Source organism: Arthrobacter sp. B1805 (genome assembly GCF_002929745.1).
Taxonomy (GTDB): Bacteria; Actinomycetota; Actinomycetes; order Actinomycetales; family Micrococcaceae; genus Arthrobacter_D.
The window spans coordinates 44,430-62,678 of sequence record NZ_PJIQ01000005.1; the positions used below are offsets into that span (position 1 = coordinate 44,430).

At 69.5% G+C, this 18,249-nt stretch carries 19 protein-coding genes and 1 riboswitch; of the genes, 2 read left to right on the plus strand and 17 right to left on the minus strand.

The window, feature by feature from the left end; translation table 11 throughout:
* Positions 1-351: 351 nt before the first annotated feature.
* The 8 genes from lgt to hisI all read right to left on the minus strand — a co-directional run bounded on the left by lgt (position 352) and on the right by hisI (position 7,938).
* Positions 352-1,455: a prolipoprotein diacylglyceryl transferase gene (gene lgt / locus CXQ96_RS07065; protein WP_104117345.1), complete on the minus strand. Its 1,104-nt coding sequence runs from the start codon at positions 1,453-1,455 to the stop codon at positions 352-354.
* Entirely contained in the window at positions 1,452-2,300 is an 849-nt protein-coding gene (trpA, locus tag CXQ96_RS07070; RefSeq protein ID WP_104117524.1) for a tryptophan synthase subunit alpha, read from the minus strand. Before trpA ends, lgt begins: the two co-directional genes overlap by 4 nt.
* Entirely contained in the window at positions 2,300-3,664 is a 1,365-nt protein-coding gene (trpB, locus tag CXQ96_RS07075; protein WP_104117346.1) for a tryptophan synthase subunit beta, read from the minus strand. Before trpB ends, trpA begins: the two co-directional genes overlap by 1 nt.
* A gap of 167 nt (positions 3,665-3,831) precedes the next feature.
* Positions 3,832-4,659, minus strand: coding sequence for an indole-3-glycerol phosphate synthase TrpC (gene trpC / locus CXQ96_RS07080; RefSeq protein WP_104117347.1), 828 nt, complete (start codon positions 4,657-4,659; stop codon positions 3,832-3,834).
* Positions 4,660-4,908: an HGxxPAAW family protein gene (locus tag CXQ96_RS07085; RefSeq protein WP_104117525.1), complete on the minus strand. Its 249-nt coding sequence runs from the start codon at positions 4,906-4,908 to the stop codon at positions 4,660-4,662.
* 189 nt (positions 4,909-5,097) lie between these two features.
* Positions 5,098-5,943, minus strand: a complete 846-nt coding sequence (locus tag CXQ96_RS07090; protein ID WP_104117348.1) for a Trp biosynthesis-associated membrane protein — start codon at positions 5,941-5,943, stop codon at positions 5,098-5,100.
* On the minus strand, positions 5,940-7,493 hold the full coding sequence (locus CXQ96_RS07095; protein ID WP_104117349.1) for an anthranilate synthase component I: 1,554 nt from the start codon (positions 7,491-7,493) through the stop codon (positions 5,940-5,942). Before CXQ96_RS07095 ends, CXQ96_RS07090 begins: the two co-directional genes overlap by 4 nt.
* Positions 7,494-7,497: 4 nt before the next feature.
* Positions 7,498-7,938 (minus strand): phosphoribosyl-AMP cyclohydrolase, encoded by a 441-nt coding sequence (gene hisI / locus CXQ96_RS07100; protein WP_104117350.1) that lies wholly within the window; start codon positions 7,936-7,938, stop codon positions 7,498-7,500.
* Between the two features lie 79 nt (positions 7,939-8,017).
* Here hisI and CXQ96_RS07105 point away from each other — a divergent pair, with 79 nt between their 5' ends.
* On the plus strand, positions 8,018-8,662 hold the full coding sequence (locus tag CXQ96_RS07105; RefSeq protein ID WP_104117351.1) for a TIGR03085 family metal-binding protein: 645 nt from the start codon (positions 8,018-8,020) through the stop codon (positions 8,660-8,662).
* 159 nt (positions 8,663-8,821) lie between these two features.
* Here CXQ96_RS07105 and hisF read toward each other — a convergent pair whose 3' ends face one another.
* The 9 genes from hisF to aspS all read right to left on the minus strand — a co-directional run bounded on the left by hisF (position 8,822) and on the right by aspS (position 16,777).
* The gene (hisF, locus tag CXQ96_RS07110; RefSeq protein WP_104117352.1) at positions 8,822-9,592 is read right to left on the minus strand and encodes an imidazole glycerol phosphate synthase subunit HisF; all 771 of its coding nucleotides are present in this window, start codon (positions 9,590-9,592) and stop codon (positions 8,822-8,824) included.
* Between the two features lie 10 nt (positions 9,593-9,602).
* Entirely contained in the window at positions 9,603-10,448 is an 846-nt protein-coding gene (gene hisG, locus CXQ96_RS07115; RefSeq protein WP_104117353.1) for an ATP phosphoribosyltransferase, read from the minus strand.
* Positions 10,449-10,511: 63 nt separating this feature from the next.
* A complete protein-coding gene (locus tag CXQ96_RS07120; RefSeq protein WP_087073332.1) occupies positions 10,512-10,775 on the minus strand; it encodes a phosphoribosyl-ATP diphosphatase in 264 nt (87 codons plus the stop codon).
* A 71-nt stretch (positions 10,776-10,846) separates the two neighbouring features.
* On the minus strand, positions 10,847-11,332 hold the full coding sequence (ribH, locus tag CXQ96_RS07125) for a 6,7-dimethyl-8-ribityllumazine synthase (RefSeq protein WP_104117354.1): 486 nt from the start codon (positions 11,330-11,332) through the stop codon (positions 10,847-10,849).
* The gene (ribB, locus tag CXQ96_RS07130) at positions 11,329-12,030 is read right to left on the minus strand and encodes a 3,4-dihydroxy-2-butanone-4-phosphate synthase (RefSeq protein WP_104117355.1); all 702 of its coding nucleotides are present in this window, start codon (positions 12,028-12,030) and stop codon (positions 11,329-11,331) included. Before ribB ends, ribH begins: the two co-directional genes overlap by 4 nt.
* A complete protein-coding gene (locus CXQ96_RS07135) occupies positions 12,027-12,680 on the minus strand; it encodes a riboflavin synthase (protein WP_104117356.1) in 654 nt (217 codons plus the stop codon). The genes ribB and CXQ96_RS07135 overlap by 4 nt, the downstream gene beginning before the upstream one ends.
* Positions 12,681-12,750: 70 nt before the next feature.
* Positions 12,751-13,815, minus strand: a complete 1,065-nt coding sequence (ribD, locus tag CXQ96_RS07140; protein ID WP_104117357.1) for a bifunctional diaminohydroxyphosphoribosylaminopyrimidine deaminase/5-amino-6-(5-phosphoribosylamino)uracil reductase RibD — start codon at positions 13,813-13,815, stop codon at positions 12,751-12,753.
* Positions 13,812-14,495, minus strand: a complete 684-nt coding sequence (gene pnuC, locus CXQ96_RS07145; RefSeq protein ID WP_104117358.1) for a nicotinamide riboside transporter PnuC — start codon at positions 14,493-14,495, stop codon at positions 13,812-13,814. Before pnuC ends, ribD begins: the two co-directional genes overlap by 4 nt.
* 118 nt (positions 14,496-14,613) lie before the next feature.
* Positions 14,614-14,755: riboswitch (FMN riboswitch) on the minus strand.
* Between the two features lie 255 nt (positions 14,756-15,010).
* Entirely contained in the window at positions 15,011-16,777 is a 1,767-nt protein-coding gene (aspS, locus tag CXQ96_RS07150) for an aspartate--tRNA ligase (RefSeq protein ID WP_104117359.1), read from the minus strand.
* A 167-nt stretch (positions 16,778-16,944) separates the two neighbouring features.
* On the opposite strand from aspS, the gene CXQ96_RS07155 reads away from it, so the two are divergent.
* Positions 16,945-18,207: an APC family permease gene (locus tag CXQ96_RS07155; protein WP_104117360.1), complete on the plus strand. Its 1,263-nt coding sequence runs from the start codon at positions 16,945-16,947 to the stop codon at positions 18,205-18,207.
* Positions 18,208-18,249 lie beyond the last annotated feature (42 nt).

Here is an 18,249-nt window from a genome sequence, read left to right on the forward strand (position 1 = left end):
ATGGAGCGTCGGGAGGGGACAGCCTTGGCCCCGCGGCACCGCTGTCTGGAAGCGGGCACCGTCTGTTGTTCTCTTGCACACCACCTGCACCGGCGCTGCCCGGCGCTCTTGGCGGGCAATCGCTGCAGTCATCCTGCGCCGGGTGGAGGTGGTGTCGGTGCGAGCAGGAAGGTGATCCGGCCGTCGCACCTGTGGTCCACAACTGTGTGGTGTTGCGTCCTTTAGGGGCGGTGGCCCGGGGACTGCTTTCGGGGACCGAATCCCGCGGCTCCGCTTTCGCGGGGTCCCAGGAACGCGGATCGTTACTCAGGAGCCGTTTGTTTCGGAAAGATTACCACGATCATTCCGCGGTCAATGACCCTTGTCCGCGGAGTGGCTGCCTGTGGCTGAAGCGTTATCGGTCGGGCTGCCCGCACCCGCTTCCGGCGCGGAATCCGGCTCCGACTTGGACGCCGTGGACGAGGCGGCCGACTGGTCCGCTTCTGTACTGGGGGTACCGTCCTTCGCCTCGCTGCCGGAACCGGCAGCGGCGGTGTTCTCGCCTTCGCTGTCCTCGGCATCCACCACTGGGTCCTCGTCCTTCGGTTCACGGCCGGGAAGGTACACCGAGGGCGCATCGACGGGACCGCGCTTCAGGGAGAGGAACACGAGGATGGCCAATGACACGAGGAACACCGCGATGCTCGTCCAGACGTTGAGCCGCTGCGTCACGCCGAAGAGCGTCACCATCTCGGCGTCGTCGATCCGGAGTGTCTCGATCCAGACGCGCCCGAGGGTGTAGTAGGCCGCGTAGAGCCAGAACATGCGCCCCCCGCGGAGGCGGAACTTCCGGGCGAGCAGGAGCAGGATGGCGACGCCCGCGAGGTTCCAGAGGAGCTCGTAGAGGAACGTCGGGTGGAACAGCGTGCCGGGTTCCTGGTCGAGCGGGAAGTTCGCATTGTCCGCGTCGATCTCGAGGCCCCACGGAAGGGAGGTGGGCGCACCGAAGAGTTCCTGGTTGAACCAGTTGCCCAGCCTTCCGACGGCTTGTGCCAGCAAGAGCCCGGGTGCGGCTGCATCGGCGAAGGCCGAGAGCTTGATACCCGCTCGACGTGCGCCGATCCACGCACCGACCGCTCCGAGTGCGACGGCGCCCCAGATACCGAGGCCGCCCTGCCAGATCTGCGGGATCCGCGCCAGATCCCCCTCCGGACCGAAGTACGCGTCCGGCGAGGAGAACACATGGTAGAGCCGTCCACCGATGATGCCGAACGGGATGGCCCAGATCGCGATGTCCCAGACAGCGTCAGCGTTGCCACCGAAGGAGACGAAGCGCTTCTGGGTGAGGATGAGTGCCAGGACGATGCCAGCGAGGATGCACAGCGCGTAGGCGTGGATGGTGATGGGGCCGAGGCTGAAGCTGGCCCATTCCGCGGGTGGGCTCGGGATAGCGGCCGCGAGGCTGCCGCCGATCATGCCGAGGCCTTCGCTGTTCCCGTGCTGAGCTCACGCGTCAGCTCGGCTACTGCTTCCACTCCGCCGTCGCGGAGCGCAGCGACCAGTGCGGTACCGACGATCACGCCGTCGGCGTACGCGCCGATCTCCCGGACCTGTGCCGAGGAGGACACGCCGAGCCCGACGCAGACGCGCTCGGCTCCGGCCTCATGGGCGGCGTCGACCACGGCCCGGGCAGCTGCTCCGACGGAGGACCTGGCGCCGGTCACGCCCATGACGGACACGGCATAGACGAAACCCCTGCTCGCGTCCACGGTGTTCTGCATGCGCTGCGGCGAGGTGGACGGGGCCACGAGGAACACCCTGTCGAGTCCGAGCTCCTCGGAGACCTCGAGCCATTCGGACGCCTCGTCCGGGATGAGGTCCGGTGTGATGAGTCCTGCGCCGCCCGCTGCCGCAAGGCGCTGGGCGAAGTCACGTACTCCCATGCGCATGACGGGATTCCAGTAGGTCATGACGAGCACGGCGGCGTCGCTCGCGCTGGTGATGCCTTCGACGACGTCGAAGATCTGCGGGACGGTGAAGCCGTTGGCCAATGCCTCGACCGTGGCTTCCTGGATCACGTGCCCGTCCATCACGGGGTCGGAGTAGGGAATCCCGATCTCGATCAGGTCGACGCCGTTCTCGGCCATGGCGATGCCGGCCTCGATCGTGGTCCGGACGTCGGGGAAACCGGCCGGAAGGTACCCGATGAGTGCCGCGCGGCCTTCGCTGCGCGCTTTCTCGATCGCGGCGGCGGCCTTGGAGACCGCTCCGCCTTGCCCGCTCGTGTCTCCGGCGGCATGCCTGCCGGTGGAATGTGTGATCACAGCTGTTCACCCTCCTGGGCGATTTCCTGCTCCGCGCTGTCATCGGGAAGCAGGTCGAAGTAGCCCGCGGCGGTCGCCACGTCCTTGTCGCCGCGACCGGAGAGGTTCACGATGACGATCTTGTCCGAGGCCTGCTCTCCGGGTGCGAGGCTGTCCGCAAGGCGCCGCCCGACCTTCATCGCGCCCGCGAGTGCGTGCGCGGTCTCGATGGCGGGGATGATGCCCTCGGTCTGGCTCAGGATCCTGAAAGCCTCCATCGCCTCCGCGTCGGTGATCGGCTCGTAGTTGGCGCGTCCGATGTCGGCCAGGTAGGCATGCTCGGGACCGACGCCGGGATAGTCCAGGCCGGCGGAGATGGAGTGGGACTCCATCGTCTGGCCGTCCTCGTCCTGCATGAGGTAGGAGCGCGCTCCGTGCAGCACTCCCGGGCGTCCCAGGGTGATCGTGGCGGCGTGGCGACCGCTCTCGACGCCGTCACCGCCGGCCTCGAAGCCGTACAGCGCGACGTCGCGGTCGTCGAGGAACCCGTGGAACAGGCCGATGGCGTTCGATCCGCCGCCCACGCACGCGCACACGGCGTCGGGGAGCCTGCCCGCCTGCTCCAGGATCTGCTCGCGCGCCTCCTCTCCGATGACCTCGTGGAAGTACCGCACCATCGCGGGAAACGGGTGGGCACCCGCGGCGGTCCCGAGGAGGTAGTGCGTGGTCTCGACATTGGCGACCCAGTCGCGAAGGGCGTCGTTAATGGCGTCCTTGAGCGTCTGGGACCCGTTGGTGACCGGGACGACCGTTGCCCCGAGCAGCTGCATGCGTGCGACGTTGAGTGCCTGCCGGCGCGTGTCCTCGGCGCCCATGTAGACGACGCATTCGAGACCGAGCAGGGCGGCTGCGGTCGCGCTTGCGACTCCGTGCTGGCCCGCGCCGGTCTCGGCGATGACGCGCGTCTTGCCCATGCGCTTGGCGAGCAGTGCCTGCCCCAGCACGTTGTTGATCTTGTGCGAACCGGTGTGGTTCAGGTCCTCGCGCTTGAGGAAGATCCGGACACCCCCGCAGTGCTCCGCGAAGCGCTGTGCCTCCGTGAGGAGGGAGGGCCTGCCCGCGTAGTTCCTGTTCAGGTCGGCGACCTGCGCGGTGAACTCCGGATCCGCCTTCGCCTTCTCGAACGTGTCCTGCAGTTCGTCGAGGGCGGCAATGAGCGACTCCGGCATCCAGCGCCCGCCGTAGGACCCGAAGTAGGGACCGGGCGCATGGCGGAGGCTCTCGTCGTGGCTGAGGAACGCCTCTGCCGTTCCGGTGTCGACGGCGTCCGCTGCTCCGGTGTCCGTGGCGTGGACGCCCGTGCCGTGGTGCGTATCGGTCATGACTTCAGCATTCCTGTCCTGTTGGTCCTGGCCCGGGCGGCGCTGCCGTCCGGTCCCTGGCGGACAGGTGGTGACCTGCCCGCTTCCTGCTCCGTGCCGAATCCGTGCTGCGGGTCCTGGCCCCGCCGGTGCCGGGCCGTCGTCGTCGGCCCGAGCGCACCGCGGCGTCAGCTGAGCGCTGGTGCGCCGACGCTGTGCCCACCGGTGAGCCCGGCCCGCTTGAACTCCTGGATCGTTCCCGCAGGATCACCGGACCGGACGAGGGCCTCCCCCACCAGAACCGCGTGCGCGCCGTTCCCCGCGTAGTCGGCGACATCAGCGGCGTCGCGCACTCCTGATTCTGCGATGACGACCGTCCCGGCCGGAACGAGGTGCGCGAGCCCTCCGAAGACGCCGCGGTCGATGTCGAGCGTCTTCAGGTTGCGCACGTTCACGCCGATGATCGGGGCCCGGGCGGCGACGGCCCGCCGAACCTCCTCCGCTGTGTGCGTCTCGACGATCGCGTTCATCCCGAGCTCGTGCGTCAGCGCGAGGAAGGAGGACAGCTCCTCGTCGGTGAGCGCCGCGACGATCAGCAGGACGACGTCGGCCCCGTGTGCGCGCGCCTCCCAGATCTGGTACTCGTCCACGGTGAAGTCCTTGCGGAGGACCGGGAGTCCGACGGCCGCACGGACGGCGTCGAGGTCGGCGAGGGAACCGCCGAAGCGCCGCTCCTCCGTCAGGACGGAGATGACGGAGGCTCCGCCGTCCTCGTAGGAAGCGGCAAGAGACGCCGGATCGGCGATGTCGGCAAGCGCGCCCTTCGACGGACTGCTCCGCTTGACCTCGGCGATGACGGCGAGGGTTCCGCCGCGTCCTGCGCCGAGCGCCTCGAAGGCATCGAGCGGGGCGGGAGCCGCGAGGGCAGCTGCGCGGACGTCCTCCAGGGATCGCCCACGGCGACGCTCCGCGAGATCCTCGCGGACGCCCTCGATGATGTCGTCGAGGACGGTCATCTAGTGTCCGTTGTTCTTGAGCTTCGAGCCACCCACGCCGTAGCCGATCTTGCGCAGGATGAACCCGACGATCAGGCCGACGAACATGATGCCGATGCCGACCCAGAAGAGGAGGGTACCGAAGTCGTGGTTGCCCTCGGTGCTGGCGAGGATGTACGCGAAGGAGGCGAGGGCTGCGCCGGCCAGCATGATGAGGACACACGTCCACGCTGCCGGGCTGTTGCCGTGGCCGATGGTCTCGTCACCCATCGACGCGTGGTTCTGGGGGGTGTTGCGGCTAGCGGAGGTGCTGGTCTCGGATGCCATGGTGAATCTCCTTCGAACGGGTCTCGTTCCATTCTGCCATTGATGGGACGGGCCAGCGGAACGCGGACGCGCCCAGTCCCGACTGGTGCTACCGAGGTCCGGGGTAGGCAGCAGCAGGCCCCGGTTCCGGCGTCAGCGCGTCGGGTCGTTGCCGCGCGACAGTTCGTCCCAGTTGTCGATCTCGTCGGCGTGGGCGCTCGCGCCGCTCCGTCCGCCTCGCGCTCCACCGGTGCCGCGGTCGGTGTAGCCGCCACGATCGGTGCCGCGGTCGGTGTAGCCGCCACGATCGGTGCCGCGGTCGGTGTAGACGTCACGATCGGTGTCGGTGTCGGTGTCGCTGTCACGGACGGAGTCGCCATCAACCGTGTCCGGCACGACACCGGGGGGCACATCGCCGATCGACGGCTCCGGCGCTCCCGGCTGCAGGCCGCCCTCCGGAGACCGGGCTGCACGGCCCGGCCGGGCTGCGCCGGCGTCGTAGCGCCTGTTCACTCCCCACGTGCGCCCCGCGAGAACCACCCAGGCGGCAGCGAGGACCAGCAGTACGCCGGCCACGACGGCGAGCCACGGCATGGCGGTGGCCGCCGCCCTGGCTCCGTCGAGACCGCTGACACCTATTGCCGCGCCGATCGCGGGCTCGGCTGCCGAAGCGGGATCGCTCGCCACCGACAGACTGGACAGCGCGATCCCCGTACCGGAGAGCACGAGGATCACTGCGATGACCCAGCGGGCTATCCTGCCGGCGATCGAGACCGCGAGGGCTGCAGCCAGCGCGACGAGCGCGAACGCAGTGACGGGGGTTGCCGCATCACTGCCCGCAACGGTGAGGTCCGGCGTCTGGACGGCCTCCTGGGGCAGTCGGACCGTGAGCCACGTCTGCGTCGTCGAACCGAAGGCGAGCAGCGCGAGAACCACGATGCCCATCACCACGATGCCGCGACGCGTGAAGCGGCCCGGGGTGGGCTGCCCGGCGCTCACGGGGATTCCGCCGTCACAGGACGCAGGCCTGCGGCCGTCAGGGCCGCCCGGAGCGGAGCAGCGGCCTTGTTGACGGTCTCGAGCGCTTCCGTCTCGAGGACCGAATCGGCGACGATCCCGCCACCGGACTGCACATACGCCGTTCCGTCCCGCAGCAGGGCGGAACGGATCGCGATCGCCATGTCCATGTCACCCGCGAAATCCAGGTACCCCACCACTCCTCCGTAGATGCCCCGCCGGTGCGGCTCCACCTCGTCGATGAGCCGCAGGGCCCGGGGCTTCGGCGCGCCGGAGAGCGTACCAGCGGGGAAGGTGGCGGCCAGGACGTCGTACGCGCTCTTCGAGGGCGACAGCGTGCCGACCACCGTGGACACGAGGTGCATGATGTGGCTGAACTTCTCCACCTCCATGAACTGCGTGACGTCGACGCTGCCCGGCAGGCAGACCTTCGACAGATCATTGCGGGCCAGGTCGACGAGCATGAGGTGCTCCGCCTTCTCCTTGGTGTCCGCGCGGAGTTCGACAGCGAGGTCGCGGTCCTCCTCGGTGGTCCTCCCGCGGGGCCTCGACCCGGCGATGGGGTGGGTGATCACCTCGTTCCCCGTCACGGTGACCAGGGCCTCCGGTGAGCTGCCCACGATCGAGTAGGCGCGCCCGTCGGCGTCCTCGAGGCTGAAGAGGTACATGTAGGGGCTGGGGTTGGTTGTACGGAGGATCCTGTACACGTCCAGGGCGGAGGCGTCGCACTCGATCTCGAAGCGGCGGCTGATCACGACCTGGAAGACATCGCCGTTGACGATCGCCCGCTTGCCGCGCTCGATCGCCGTCAGGTAGTCGGGTTCGAACCAGGACTCGCGGACCCGATGCATCGACTCCTCGGCACTCGGGGCGTCCGCGGCCATCACCGACACCGCCAGCTCGGCAGGCGCGACGAGTGTTGCCAGCATCGCACGGACCCGCGCGACGGCGTCGTGCCATGCCTCGTCCACCCGCTCGTCGGTGCCGTCGAAGTTGATCGCGTTCGCGACGAGGGTGAGCGAGCCCTCGGAGTTGTCGTGGATCGCGAGGTCCGAGACGAGGCACATCGCGAGCTCGGGCAGAAGGAGGTCGTCCTCGGGCGGGCTGGTCAGCCGCTCCCAGTGCCGCACCGCCTCCCATCCGACGAAACCCACCATGCCCGAGGTGAACGGAGGAAGTTCACCGAAGCGCTCGGTCCTCAGGGCTTCGACCGTCCGCCGCAGGGCCTCGACCGGATCGCCGTCCACGGGGACGCCCGCAGGCGGCTCGCCCAACCAGTGCGCCTGGCCGTTCCGCGTGGTCAGTGTCGCCCTCGAACGGGCGCCGATGAACGAGTAGCGCGACCAGACACCGCCGACGGCGGCGGATTCCATCAGGAACGTACCCGGCTGCCCCGCCGCGAGCTTCCGATAGACACCGATCGGCGTGTGCGAGTCGGCGAGGACCTTCAGGTGCACGGGGACGACGCGGCGGGCCTTGGCGAGCTCACGGAACTCCTCGAGGGTGGGGCTGATGGTGCCCAGTTGCTGCATGGAGTCAGAATCCTTCGGCATCGGAACGGTCGGCGGTGACTGCGGGCAGGTTCCGCCCGTCGAAGCATGTGCGCGTGCCGGTGTGACACGCTGCTCCTTCCTGGTCGACCGTGACGAGCAGGGCATCGCCGTCACAGTCGAGTGCCACACCCTTGACCCACTGACGGTGACCGGAGGTGTCACCCTTGCGCCAGTACTCGGAGCGTGACCGTGAGTAGAACGTCACGCGTCCGCTCGTGAGGGTCCGTCGGAGCGCTTCCTCGTCCATCCAGCCGAGCATCAGCACCTCGAGGGTGTCGTACTGCTGCACGACGGCGGCCACGAGGCCCGCGTCGTCCTTCTTGAGGGCATCCGCGATGGCCGGATCCAGGAATGGTTGCGCGTCTCCGGGTCCCTGCGGGGAGGAGGAGGCGGAGTTCTGCGGGGAGGAGGTGGAGGAAGGCATCCCTGCGATTCTAGTGCCGTCCCGGCGAACCGCGGCGCGCCTGCCCCAGCCACCGCGCGACATGCTAGTTTCAGCAGTGATGCGCTACGTAACCCCGTCCCGCGAGGTCCTGGCCGAGACACTGCTCGCAGCCGGCCCCGATGCCCCCACCCTGTGTGAGGGGTGGCTGACGCGCGACCTCGCCGCACACCTCTACCTCCGCGAGCACAAGCCCGCCCTGGGCCTCGGAATGGTCGTGAAGCGCTTCGCGCCACTGACCGAGCGCGCCACGAAGGAGGCGGCGGCCCGTGCGGCCTCCCCTGCGGGCTACGAGGCCCTGGTCAACCGCTTCCTCGCCGGTCCCCCGGCGCTCTCACCGATGAGGATCAATTCCATCGACAGGAGTGCCAACCTCACCGAGTACTTCGTGCACACGGAGGACGTCCGCCGGGCCACGACCCGCTGGGCACCCCGCGCGCTCGACGAGGACTATGCGAATGCCCTCTGGGAGGAGCTCGTCAAGCGAGCCGCGATCCTCTACCGCGGCGTGGACCTCGGGATCGTGCTCGTGCGCCCGGACGGTCCGCGGCATGTCGCCAAGCGTGCGCCGGTCTCGGTGGCGATCGTCGGCGACCCGGGCGAACTACTCCTGCACGCACACGGCCGACGACGGCAGGCCCTGGTCACGTTCGAGGGCCAGCCCGATGCCGTAGCGCTGCTGGAAAGTGCCGACGTCGGACTCTGAGCGCCTGTTCCTCTTCGTCACCCCGACGGGGCGGCACACCCGCACCAGCGCCGCACGTTCTCCGGCGCCGTTACCAGCGGCGGACGTTCTCCGCCCCGTCATCAGCGGCGTTACCGGCGCCGGAGAAACCGCCTCACACCCCCGCGGTCGCGCGACCCTTCAGCGGACTGGGAAGCCCGCGTCCCGGATGGCTGCCTTGACCTGGGCGATGGCGTCCACCGGTCCGAAGTGGAACACTGACGCCGCGAGCACGGCATCCGCGCCGGCCTCGACGGCTGGGGGGAAGTGCGACGGCTCGCCGGCTCCGCCCGAGGCGATCAGGGGCACACCCACGGCCGCGCGCACGGCGCGGATGAGTTCGAGGTCGAAGCCCTCCTTGGTGCCGTCCGCGTCGATCGAGTTGAGCAGGATCTCGCCCACACCCCGCTCGGCGGCTTCCCGAGCCCAGGCGACGGCGTCGATCCCGGTACCCTTGCGGCCGCCGTACGTCGTCACTTCGAAGCCCGAGGGCGTACTGGCGTCCCTCGTGCGGCGTGCGTCGAGGGAGAGCACGAGAACCTGGGCGCCGAAGTGCTTCGTGATCTCGTCGATGACGGCAGGGCGTGCCACGGCCGCGGTGTTGATGGACGCCTTATCGGCGCCGTAGCGCAGGAGGCGGTCGACGTCGGAGATCTCGCGCACGCCGCCGCCCACCGTCAGCGGGATGAAGACCTCCTCGGCCGTGCGGGCGACGACGTCGAAGGTCGTCTCCCGGTTGCCGGAGGAGGCGGTGACGTCGAGGAAGGTCAGCTCGTCGGCGCCCGCCCGGTCGTAGCGGTGCGCGAGCTCGACCGGATCTCCGGCGTCGCGCAGGTCCTCGAAGTTGACGCCCTTGACGACGCGACCGGCGTCGACGTCGAGGCAGGGGATGACGCGGATGGCGACCGACATGCCCCTCCCCCTAGATCCGGCAGGCGTGGATCGTGCTGACGAGGATGGCGCGCGCGCCGAGCTCGTACAGCTCGTCCATGATGCGGTTGGTCTGGTTGCGCTTGACCATCGAGCGGACGGCGACCCAGTCGGAATCCCGCAGCGGGGAGACCGTCGGGGACTCGAGCCCGGGGGTCAGGGCTGCGGCCTCGTCCACGAGGTCCTTGCGGATGTCGTAGTCCATCATCACGTACTGGCGGGCGACGAGGACGCCCTGCAGCCGTCGCAGCAGCACGTCGAGGCCCGCCGGAGCCTCCACTCCGACGCGACCGATCAACACGGCCTCGCTCTGCAGGATCGGGTCACCGAAGATCTCCATGCCGGCGGCACGGAGGGTATTTCCGGTCTCGACGACGTCGGCGATCGCATCGGCGACGCCCAGGCGGACCGAGGACTCCACGGCGCCGTCGAGCCTGACCACACTTGCGTCGATACCGCGCTCGGCGAGGTAGTCCTTGAGGAGTCCCTCGTAGCTCGTCGCGAGGCGCTTGCCCTCGAGCTGTTCGACGGAGGAGAAGTCGCCGACCGGTCCGGCGAAGCGGAAGGTCGAGGCGCCGAAGCCGAGCTGCATGAGCTCCTCGGCCTTCACCTGCGCATCGAGGAAGAGGTCGCGCCCCGTGATGCCGACGTCGAGCGTTCCGGATCCGACATACACCGCGATGTCGCGGGGACGGAGGAAGAAGAACTCGATCTCGTTCTCGGGGTCGACGAGCACGAGCTCGCGCGGGTCGCGGCGCTGGCGGTAGCCGGCCTCGGCGAGCATGGACGAGGCGGCCTCGGACAGGGCGCCCTTGTTGGGAACTGCTACACGGAGCATGGGAGAGTCTTTCGCTGGAGGGGGAAGGGCAAGCAGGGGCCGCGGGCTGGAGCGCCGGCGCGGCTACAGATGCTTGTAGACGTCCTCCAGGGTGAGACCCTTCGCGATCATGAGCACCTGCAGGTGGTAGAGCAGCTGGGAGATCTCCTCGGCGGCGTCCTCGGTGGACTCGTACTCGGCGGCCATCCAGACCTCGGCGGCCTCTTCGACGACCTTCTTGCCGATGCCGTGCACGCCTGAGTCCAGCTCCGCGACGGTCCGCGAACCGGCCGGCCGCTCCACGGCCTTCGCGCTGAGTTCCTCGAACAGGGAATCAAAGGTTTTCACACCCCCTAGGCTATCGGCTCGGGGGGCGGACCCGTTCCGCGGGTGCGCCTGTGTGACGGAAGCCTCCAGGCTCATCGCTTCCATGACCGGAGGACCCCGGCGGTGGCAAGCGCGGCCGAGACCGCCTCGTGCCCCTTGTCCTCGGAGGAGCCGGGCAATCCGGCGCGGTCCAGGCCCTGCTGCTCCGTGTCGCACGTCAGCACACCGAAGCCCACGGGTACGCCCGTGCGCACACTCACCTCCGTGAGGCCGGACGTCGCCGCCTGGCAGACGTACTCGAAGTGCGGAGTACCACCGCGGATGACGACGCCGAGGGCTGCGACGGCGTCGAAGTGTGGTGCGAGGCGCGCTGCGGCGACGGGCAGCTCGAAGCTGCCGGGGACGCGGATCTCGGTCACCTCGGCTCCGGCTTCGGCTGCAGCTCGGCGGGCGCCGTCGAGCAATCCGTCCATGATCTGGGTGTGCCAGCTCGCGGCGATGATCGCCAGGCGCAGCGGCGCCCCCTCCTGCGAGGTCAGTCCGCTGATGTCGATGCTGGGTGCTCCGTGGCCGCTCATGGTTCTCCTTCGGTCGTGCTCGTCGGTCGTGCTGGTCGGTCGTGCTGGTCGTCGTGGTGGTCGTCGAGGTGGTCGTCGGGGTGGTCCTCGAGGTGGGCGACGAGGTCCTTGATCGAGATGAGTGGAACCGCGTGGTCGTCCGCGAACCGGCGCAGCGCGGGCAGTCGCATCATGCTGCCGTCGTCGTGCACGAGTTCGGCGATGACCGCAGCGGGCCGTTTGCCCGCGAGGACGCTGAGTTCCACGCCCGCTTCCGTATGGCCGGGCCGTTCGCGGACCCCGCCGGCAACCGCCCGCAACGGGAAGACGTGACCGGGCCGGGTGAGGTCGGCGGGCACGCTGGACGCATCGGCGAGCACCCTCGCGGTGCGCGCGCGGTCCGCCGCGCTGATGCCCGTGCTGACACCCGTCGCGGCATCGCACGACACCGTGTACGCCGTGCCCTTGGCATCCTCGTTGACCGCTGTCATCGGCGGGAGGACGAGCCGCTCGGCGTCGGCGGCCTGCAGGGGCACGCACAGCACGCCCGATGTCCAGCGGACGGTCCAGCCGACCAGTTCCGGCGTCGCGTCCTCGGCGGCGAAGACGATGTCCCCCTCGTTCTCCCGGTCCTCGTCATCGACGACGATGACGGCCCGACCCGCGGCGATCGCGTCGACGGCGTCCTGGACCGGGTCGAGCGGGATGGTCCCCGTCATCGCGTACCGCCGGTGCCAGGGCCCTGGCGTGCGTCGACAGCAGCGAAGCCGAGGAGGCGCTCGGCGTACTTGGCGAGCACGTCCATCTCGAGGTTGACCGCATCGCCGATCGACTTCGCCCCGAGGCCGGTCTCCTTGAGCGTGGTGGGGATCAGCCCGACCTCGAACCACTGCTCCGGCTCGGCGGGGGGACTGACCGCGGTGACCGTCAGGGAGACGCCGTCGATCGCCACGGATCCCTTCTCCGCGGCATAGCGGCCGAGCTTCGCGGGCAGCCCGAAGCGGAGGCGGTGCCAGGCACCGAGATCCTCGCGCTCGAGCAGCACGCCGACGCCGTCCACGTGCCCCTGCACCACATGCCCGTCGAGCCTGCCGCCCGCCGGGACGCAGCGCTCGAGGTTGACGGGCGCCCCCGGCTGCAACTCGCCGGTAGTGGTCCGCCGGAGGGTCTCCCCCATGACGTCCACGCCGATGCGGGGCCCGTCGAGCGTGACGGCCGTCAGGCACACCCCGTTGACGGCGATCGAGGCTCCGGGTGCCAGGCCCTTCCCGGTCTCGGGCGCCTCGAAGACGAGGAGACCGCTCTCACCGTCGGGTGTGAGTTCGAGTGAGACGACGCTGCCCTGCTCGGACACGATTCCTGTGAACACGGGTACTTCCTTCGGACGATCGGGCTTCGGATGTGCCGACGCGTGCTGTCGGCGTGCAACGGGTGGTGGATCAGGGGGCGGATGGCGGGGGCCGCAGGTGCAGCCGGACATCCGCGCCCAGCTGCTGCACACCCGGACCGCCGGCGTCGTCGAGCATCCACCGGATGGCGTGGTCGAGCGTGGCCACGCCGAGTTCGGGGAAGGCGGGTGCGCCGTCCCCGAGGACCAGCGGGGCGACGAAACTGACGAGTTCGTCCACGACTCCGGCCTGGAGGAAGGCCGAGGCGATCCGCGGACCGCCTTCGACCAGAAGGTGGCGCACTCCCCTGCCGTAGAGCTCGCCGAGGACCCCCTGCACGTCCCGGGTCGGCAGGTGGAGGAACCCCTCGCCCCTGATCGCGGCGCCCTCGGGCACGGGTGTCCGGCCCATGACGACCCGCAGGCCTGCTCGACCGGCACCCGCGGGGGCATCCCGGTTGATGCCCCGGGCAGTGAGGCGCGGATCGTCGGCGAGGACCGTCCCGGTGCCGACCAGGACGGCGTCGGCCAGGGCCCTGATCCTATGGCCGTCCGCGCGGGCCTCGGCACCGGTGATCCACTGGCTCGAGCCGTCGGCCGCCGCCACGCGCCCATCCAGCGACTGGGCGGACTTCAGGGTGACGAAGGGTCGCTGCGCGATGAGTGCGGCGCTCCAGCGCTCATTGAGCTGATACGACAGGGCTGCCTCGACCCCCCCGACGCACTGGATGCCCGCTTCCCCCAGCCGCCGCGCTCCCCCGGCGGCTGCACCATTGATGTCGGCGGCCGCGTAGACGACCCTCGCCACTCCGGCGTCGATCAGGGCTTCACTGCACGGTCCGGTCCTGCCGGTGTGGTTGCACGGCTCGAGCGTCACCACCATGGTCGCGCCCCGTGGATCGTTGCCACGGGAGCGCGTGTCCGCGAGTGCTGCCGGTTCGGCGTGCATGGTTCCGGCACCACGGTGGTACCCCTCGCCGAGGATGGCACCGTCGGCAGAGAGGACGACGGCGCCGACGAGGGGATTGGCACCCCGCACACCGCGACCGGCGAGATCCAGTGCGCGCAGCATCGCGGTCGCCTCCGCTCCGCTGATGGAGGGCGTCGGCGTACTCATCGGAGGGTCGGATCCGGCAGGAGGGTCTCGATACTGGGCTTGGCGGTGTGCTGGGCGCGGGCCCACACGAAGAACCCGACCAGGGTGAAGGCTCCGTAGAACACGTACATGAAGGCACTGGCGTAGTAGCCGGCACTGAAGAGCAGGGGCACCCCGACGATGTCGACGGCGACCCACACGAGCCAGAACTCGACCCAGCCCTTGGCCATGCCGTAGGTCGCCAGCAGGGATCCCACGAAGGTCCATGCATCGGCCCAGACGGGCTCGTAGGAGCCGAGAATGCGGAAGAGGGGCGTGAGCGCGAAGGTGCCGACGATCATGAAGGCGACCATGCCGAGGCGGGCCTTGCTTCCGGCCCATTGCGGCGTCACCGCCTGCCCGCCGCGGTGCCGGCTGGCCTGCCACTGCCGCCACCCGTAGATCGAGACGGCGATGAACATGACCTGGCGTCCGGCCTGCCCGAGCAGGTTCGCGGCACTCTCCGCGCCGAAGACGGATCCGAGGAAGACCGTCAGGAGCAGGAGGTTGCCTGCGATTCCTACGGGCCAGGCCCAGACCCGTCGACGCATCCCGCCGAGGGCGCTGAGGAGGCCGAAGACATTGCCCACCACTTCGCGGAGCAGGAGGGAGCCACTACCTACGGGAATGCGGGCCTCGAACAGCCACTGCAGAAAATCCATGCCGATCCTTCGCCGATACGACGGCTCCGGGCAATGGCAGCAGGAAGGACGGAGCTGTCACGGGCGTACCGTGACAGGTAACGCGACCCGTCAGGCGGGCAGCGCCTATGTCCTGCTGTTCGTGCTTCTCCCATCCAGACTTTAACTGTCGGTCCCGGAATTCCACCGGCTCAACCGTTCGCGTCCCGCGGTTGCGGGGCGTTGAACGGGTCGCGGACTATCACCGCCGGTTCGGACTTACACCGACCCCGGAGCACGTACTGCCCCGATTATTTCACAGCGAGCCCGTGCACCGGGCCGGACCGTCACAATTCGTCCGACAGCGATCATCCGACGACGACGCCCGGGGCCTGACACGCCGTCGACCGGCGGCGCGTGCAAGAGCGCGTCGGGAACAGACAGGACAGGGCACCCCGCGCGGGGTGCCCTGTGCTGTCTGTTCTTCGCGTCCTTCTGTCCTCGCGGTCGGTGGACGCCGATCGCCCGTCGGCCCGCCTGTCAGGTCCGTCCGGCCGTCAGGCCTCGGTCTTCGGCTTGGCGTCGACGCCGGCTTCCTTGCGCTGCTGTGCGGTGATCGGCGCGGGCGCTGCGGTCAGGGGGTCGTACCCGCCGCCCGACTTGGGGAAGGCGATGACGTCGCGGATCGAGTCGGTGCCGGCGAGGAGGGACACCACGCGGTCCCAACCGAGAGCGATTCCGCCGTGCGGAGGCGCACCGTACTTGAAGCCCTCGAGCAGGAATCCGAACTTCTCCTGCGCCTCCTCGGGTCCGAGGCCCATGACGGCGAACACTCGCTCCTGCACGTCCCGGCGATGGATACGGATCGAACCGCCACCGAGTTCATTGCCGTTGCAGACGATGTCGTAGGCGAAGGCAAGGGCGTTCTCGGGGTCCGTGTCGAACGTGTCGAGGAACTCGGGCTTCGGCGACGTGAAGGCATGGTGGACGGCAGTCCAGGCACCACCGCCGACGGCGACATCGCCCGCTGCTACTGCAGCGGAGGCCGGCTCGAACATGGGCGCGTCCACCACCCACACGAAAGCCCAGTCGCCTTCCTTGATCAGTCCCGTCCGGCGCCCGATCTCGACACGAGCGGCGCCGAGGATGGCCCTCGACGACGCCTTGTCGCCGGCAGCGAAAAAGATGCAGTCGCCGGGGTTGGCGCCGGTGGCAGCTGCGATGCCCTCACGCTCGGCGTCCGTGAGGTTCTTCGCAACGGGTCCGCGGAGGCTGCCGTCGTCGTCGATCAGGACGTACGCGAGGCCCTTGGCGCCGCGCTGCTTGGCCCACTCCTGCCAGGCGTCGAGCTGGCGGCGGGGCTGCGAGGCGCCTCCGGGCATGACGACCGCGCCGACGTACGGCGCCTTGAAGACGCCGAACTCGGTGTCCTTGAAGAACTCGGTCAGCTCGGTCAGCTCGAGGCCGAACCGGAGGTCGGGCTTGTCGGAGCCGTATCTGGCCATCGCATCGGCGTAGGTCATGCGGCGGATGGGCAGTGGGATCTCGACGTCGATGAGCTTCCAGAGTGCGGAGACGAGCTGCTCACCGAGGGCGATGATGTCGTCCTCCTCCACGAAGCTCGCCTCGATGTCCAGCTGGGTGAACTCCGGCTGGCGGTCGGCGCGGAAGTCCTCGTCGCGGTAGCAGCGGGCGAGCTGGTAGTACTTCTCGAACCCGCCGACCTGGAGGAGCTGCTTGAACAGCTGCGGAGACTGCGGCAGGGCGTACCAGGAGCCCGGAGCGAGCCGCGCGGGCACCAGGAAGTCCCGCGCACCCTCGGGTGTGGAGCGGGTCAGCGTGGGAGTCTCGATCTCCACGAAACCGTCCCTGTGCAGCAGCTCGCGCGCCACGCGGCTCGCCTCGGACCGCAGGCGCAGGTTGGCCTGGGGGCCCGGCCGGCGCAGGTCGAGGTAGCGGTGCCGCAGGCGCGCTTCCTCGCCCACCTCGACATGCTCGTCGATCTGGAACGGCAGCGGGTCGGAGGTGTTGAGGATGGTCACGGTATCCGCGATCACCTCGATCGCCCCCGTCGGCAGCGCCGGGTTCTCGTTGCCCTCGGGGCGCTGCTGGACCGACCCGACGATCTGCAGGACGTACTCGTTGCGCAGGCTGGAGAAGACATCCTCCTCGCGCACCACGACCTGGGCGACGCCGGACGCGTCCCTGAGGTCGAGGAACGCCACTCCGCCGTGGTCGCGGCGGCGGGCTACCCACCCCGCCAGGGTGACCGTTTGTCCTACGTGCTCGGGCCGAAGGGAGCCGAGTTCATGCGTGCGGAGCACAGCATTCCTTCCCACAGATGTGTCAGATGAGTCGCAGGCGAGCTGCACCTGCCTAGAGTAACTTCAAGCGCGACCAACATTACCGGTCCGCGTCCTACCGACCGGCCGGACTGGCCGGACGGTAGGACCGAGCGCCGGCTCCCGGCTTTTCACTCACGAGGAGGCACATGCAGCAGCAACCGGGCCTACGCCGCGCGATGGGTGGCTTCGACGCCACGACCGTCGGGGTGGGGGCGATGATTGGGGCCGGAGCCTTCGTGGTCTTCGCGCCGGCAGCTGCCGCTGCCGGGCCGTTGCTGCCGCTGGCCGTCGTGATCGCGGGTTTCGTCGCCTACTGCAACGCCTCGGCGACGGCGTCCCTCGCCGTCCGCTACCCGTCGAGCGGCGGAACCTACCTGTACGGACGCGAGCAGCTGGGTCACTGGACGGGTTTCGTCGCAGGCTGGGGATTCGTCACCGGCAAGCTCGCCTCGTGCGCAGCCATGGCCCTCACGTTCGGGCTCTACGCCGCCCCCGGCGCGGAGAAGCCCGCCGCGGTGGCCGCCGTCGTCGCGCTCACGACGGTCAATCTGCTCGGAGTCACCCGGACCGCCCTCGCCACGCGAGCCATCGTCTCACTCGTCATACCCGTCCTCGCCTTCGTGATCGTCGTCGGCTTCTCCACCCCACCGGCACGGGAGTCCCTCGCGGGCGGGGTGCCAGGACCGGGCGGCGTCCTGCAGGCGTCGGCGCTGCTGTTCTTCGCCTTCGCCGGGTACGCCAGGATCGCCACGATGGGCGAGGAGGTCCGCGAGCCGCTCAGGAACATCCCTGCGGCGATCTTCGGCGCCCTCGGTTTCACGGCGCTGCTGTACCTGCTCCTGGCGCTCTCGCTCCTGCACGCTCTCGGGGTTGAAGCGCTGGCCGATGCGACCGCACCCCTTCGGGACGTCATGGACGCAGCCGTCCCGGGAGAAGGATCGACCGGTCGGGGCGGGGCCGTCGTCACCCTTGCCGCCGCGCTGGCCAGTCTCGGTGCATTGCTCGCGCTCATCGCCGGCGTCGGCCGAACCACCCTCGCGATGGCTCGCGGCCGGGACCTTCCGCACGTGTTCGCAAGGGTATCCGCCCGGTTCGGCGTACCGTGGGCCGCCGATACCGCTGCAGCCGTCGTGGTGATCGTCCTCCTGCTGGCCACCGACGTACTCACCGTCGTCGGGTTCTCCAGCTTCGGAGTGCTGCTGTACTACGCGATCGCGAACGTCTCGGCATTCACGCTCGCTGAGCGGCAGTGGTACTCGCCACGCTGGCTCAACGTGGTCGGCGCGGCCTGCTGCCTGGTCCTCGCCTTCACGCTACCCCCGGTATCGGTGCTGACGATGCTGGCGGTGCTCGCGATGGGCGTCGCCGCGCGGGCCCTCGTCCTGGCCCAGCGACGCAGACGAGCCTGACCCTGCGGCGCGTGTAAGCGGGGGGTGCGTCTGGCCCTTGAG

Coding starts and splice junctions, on each gene's coding strand:
- lgt (WP_104117345.1), bottom strand. CDS start 1,455: ATGATCGGCGGCAGCCTCGCGGCCGCTATCCCGAGCCCACCCGCGGAA.
- trpB (WP_104117346.1), bottom strand. CDS start 3,664: ATGACCGATACGCACCACGGCACGGGCGTCCACGCCACGGACACCGGA.
- trpC (WP_104117347.1), bottom strand. CDS start 4,659: ATGACCGTCCTCGACGACATCATCGAGGGCGTCCGCGAGGATCTCGCG.
- CXQ96_RS07085 (WP_104117525.1), bottom strand. CDS start 4,908: ATGGGTGACGAGACCATCGGCCACGGCAACAGCCCGGCAGCGTGGACG.
- CXQ96_RS07095 (WP_104117349.1), bottom strand. CDS start 7,493: ATGCAGCAACTGGGCACCATCAGCCCCACCCTCGAGGAGTTCCGTGAG.
- hisI (WP_104117350.1), bottom strand. CDS start 7,938: ATGCCTTCCTCCACCTCCTCCCCGCAGAACTCCGCCTCCTCCTCCCCG.
- CXQ96_RS07105 (WP_104117351.1), top strand. CDS start 8,018: ATGCGCTACGTAACCCCGTCCCGCGAGGTCCTGGCCGAGACACTGCTC.
- hisF (WP_104117352.1), bottom strand. CDS start 9,592: ATGTCGGTCGCCATCCGCGTCATCCCCTGCCTCGACGTCGACGCCGGT.
- hisG (WP_104117353.1), bottom strand. CDS start 10,448: ATGCTCCGTGTAGCAGTTCCCAACAAGGGCGCCCTGTCCGAGGCCGCC.
- ribH (WP_104117354.1), bottom strand. CDS start 11,332: ATGAGCGGCCACGGAGCACCCAGCATCGACATCAGCGGACTGACCTCG.
- ribB (WP_104117355.1), bottom strand. CDS start 12,030: ATGACGGGGACCATCCCGCTCGACCCGGTCCAGGACGCCGTCGACGCG.
- ribD (WP_104117357.1), bottom strand. CDS start 13,815: ATGAGTACGCCGACGCCCTCCATCAGCGGAGCGGAGGCGACCGCGATG.
- pnuC (WP_104117358.1), bottom strand. CDS start 14,495: ATGGATTTTCTGCAGTGGCTGTTCGAGGCCCGCATTCCCGTAGGTAGT.
- CXQ96_RS07155 (WP_104117360.1), top strand. CDS start 16,945: ATGCAGCAGCAACCGGGCCTACGCCGCGCGATGGGTGGCTTCGACGCC.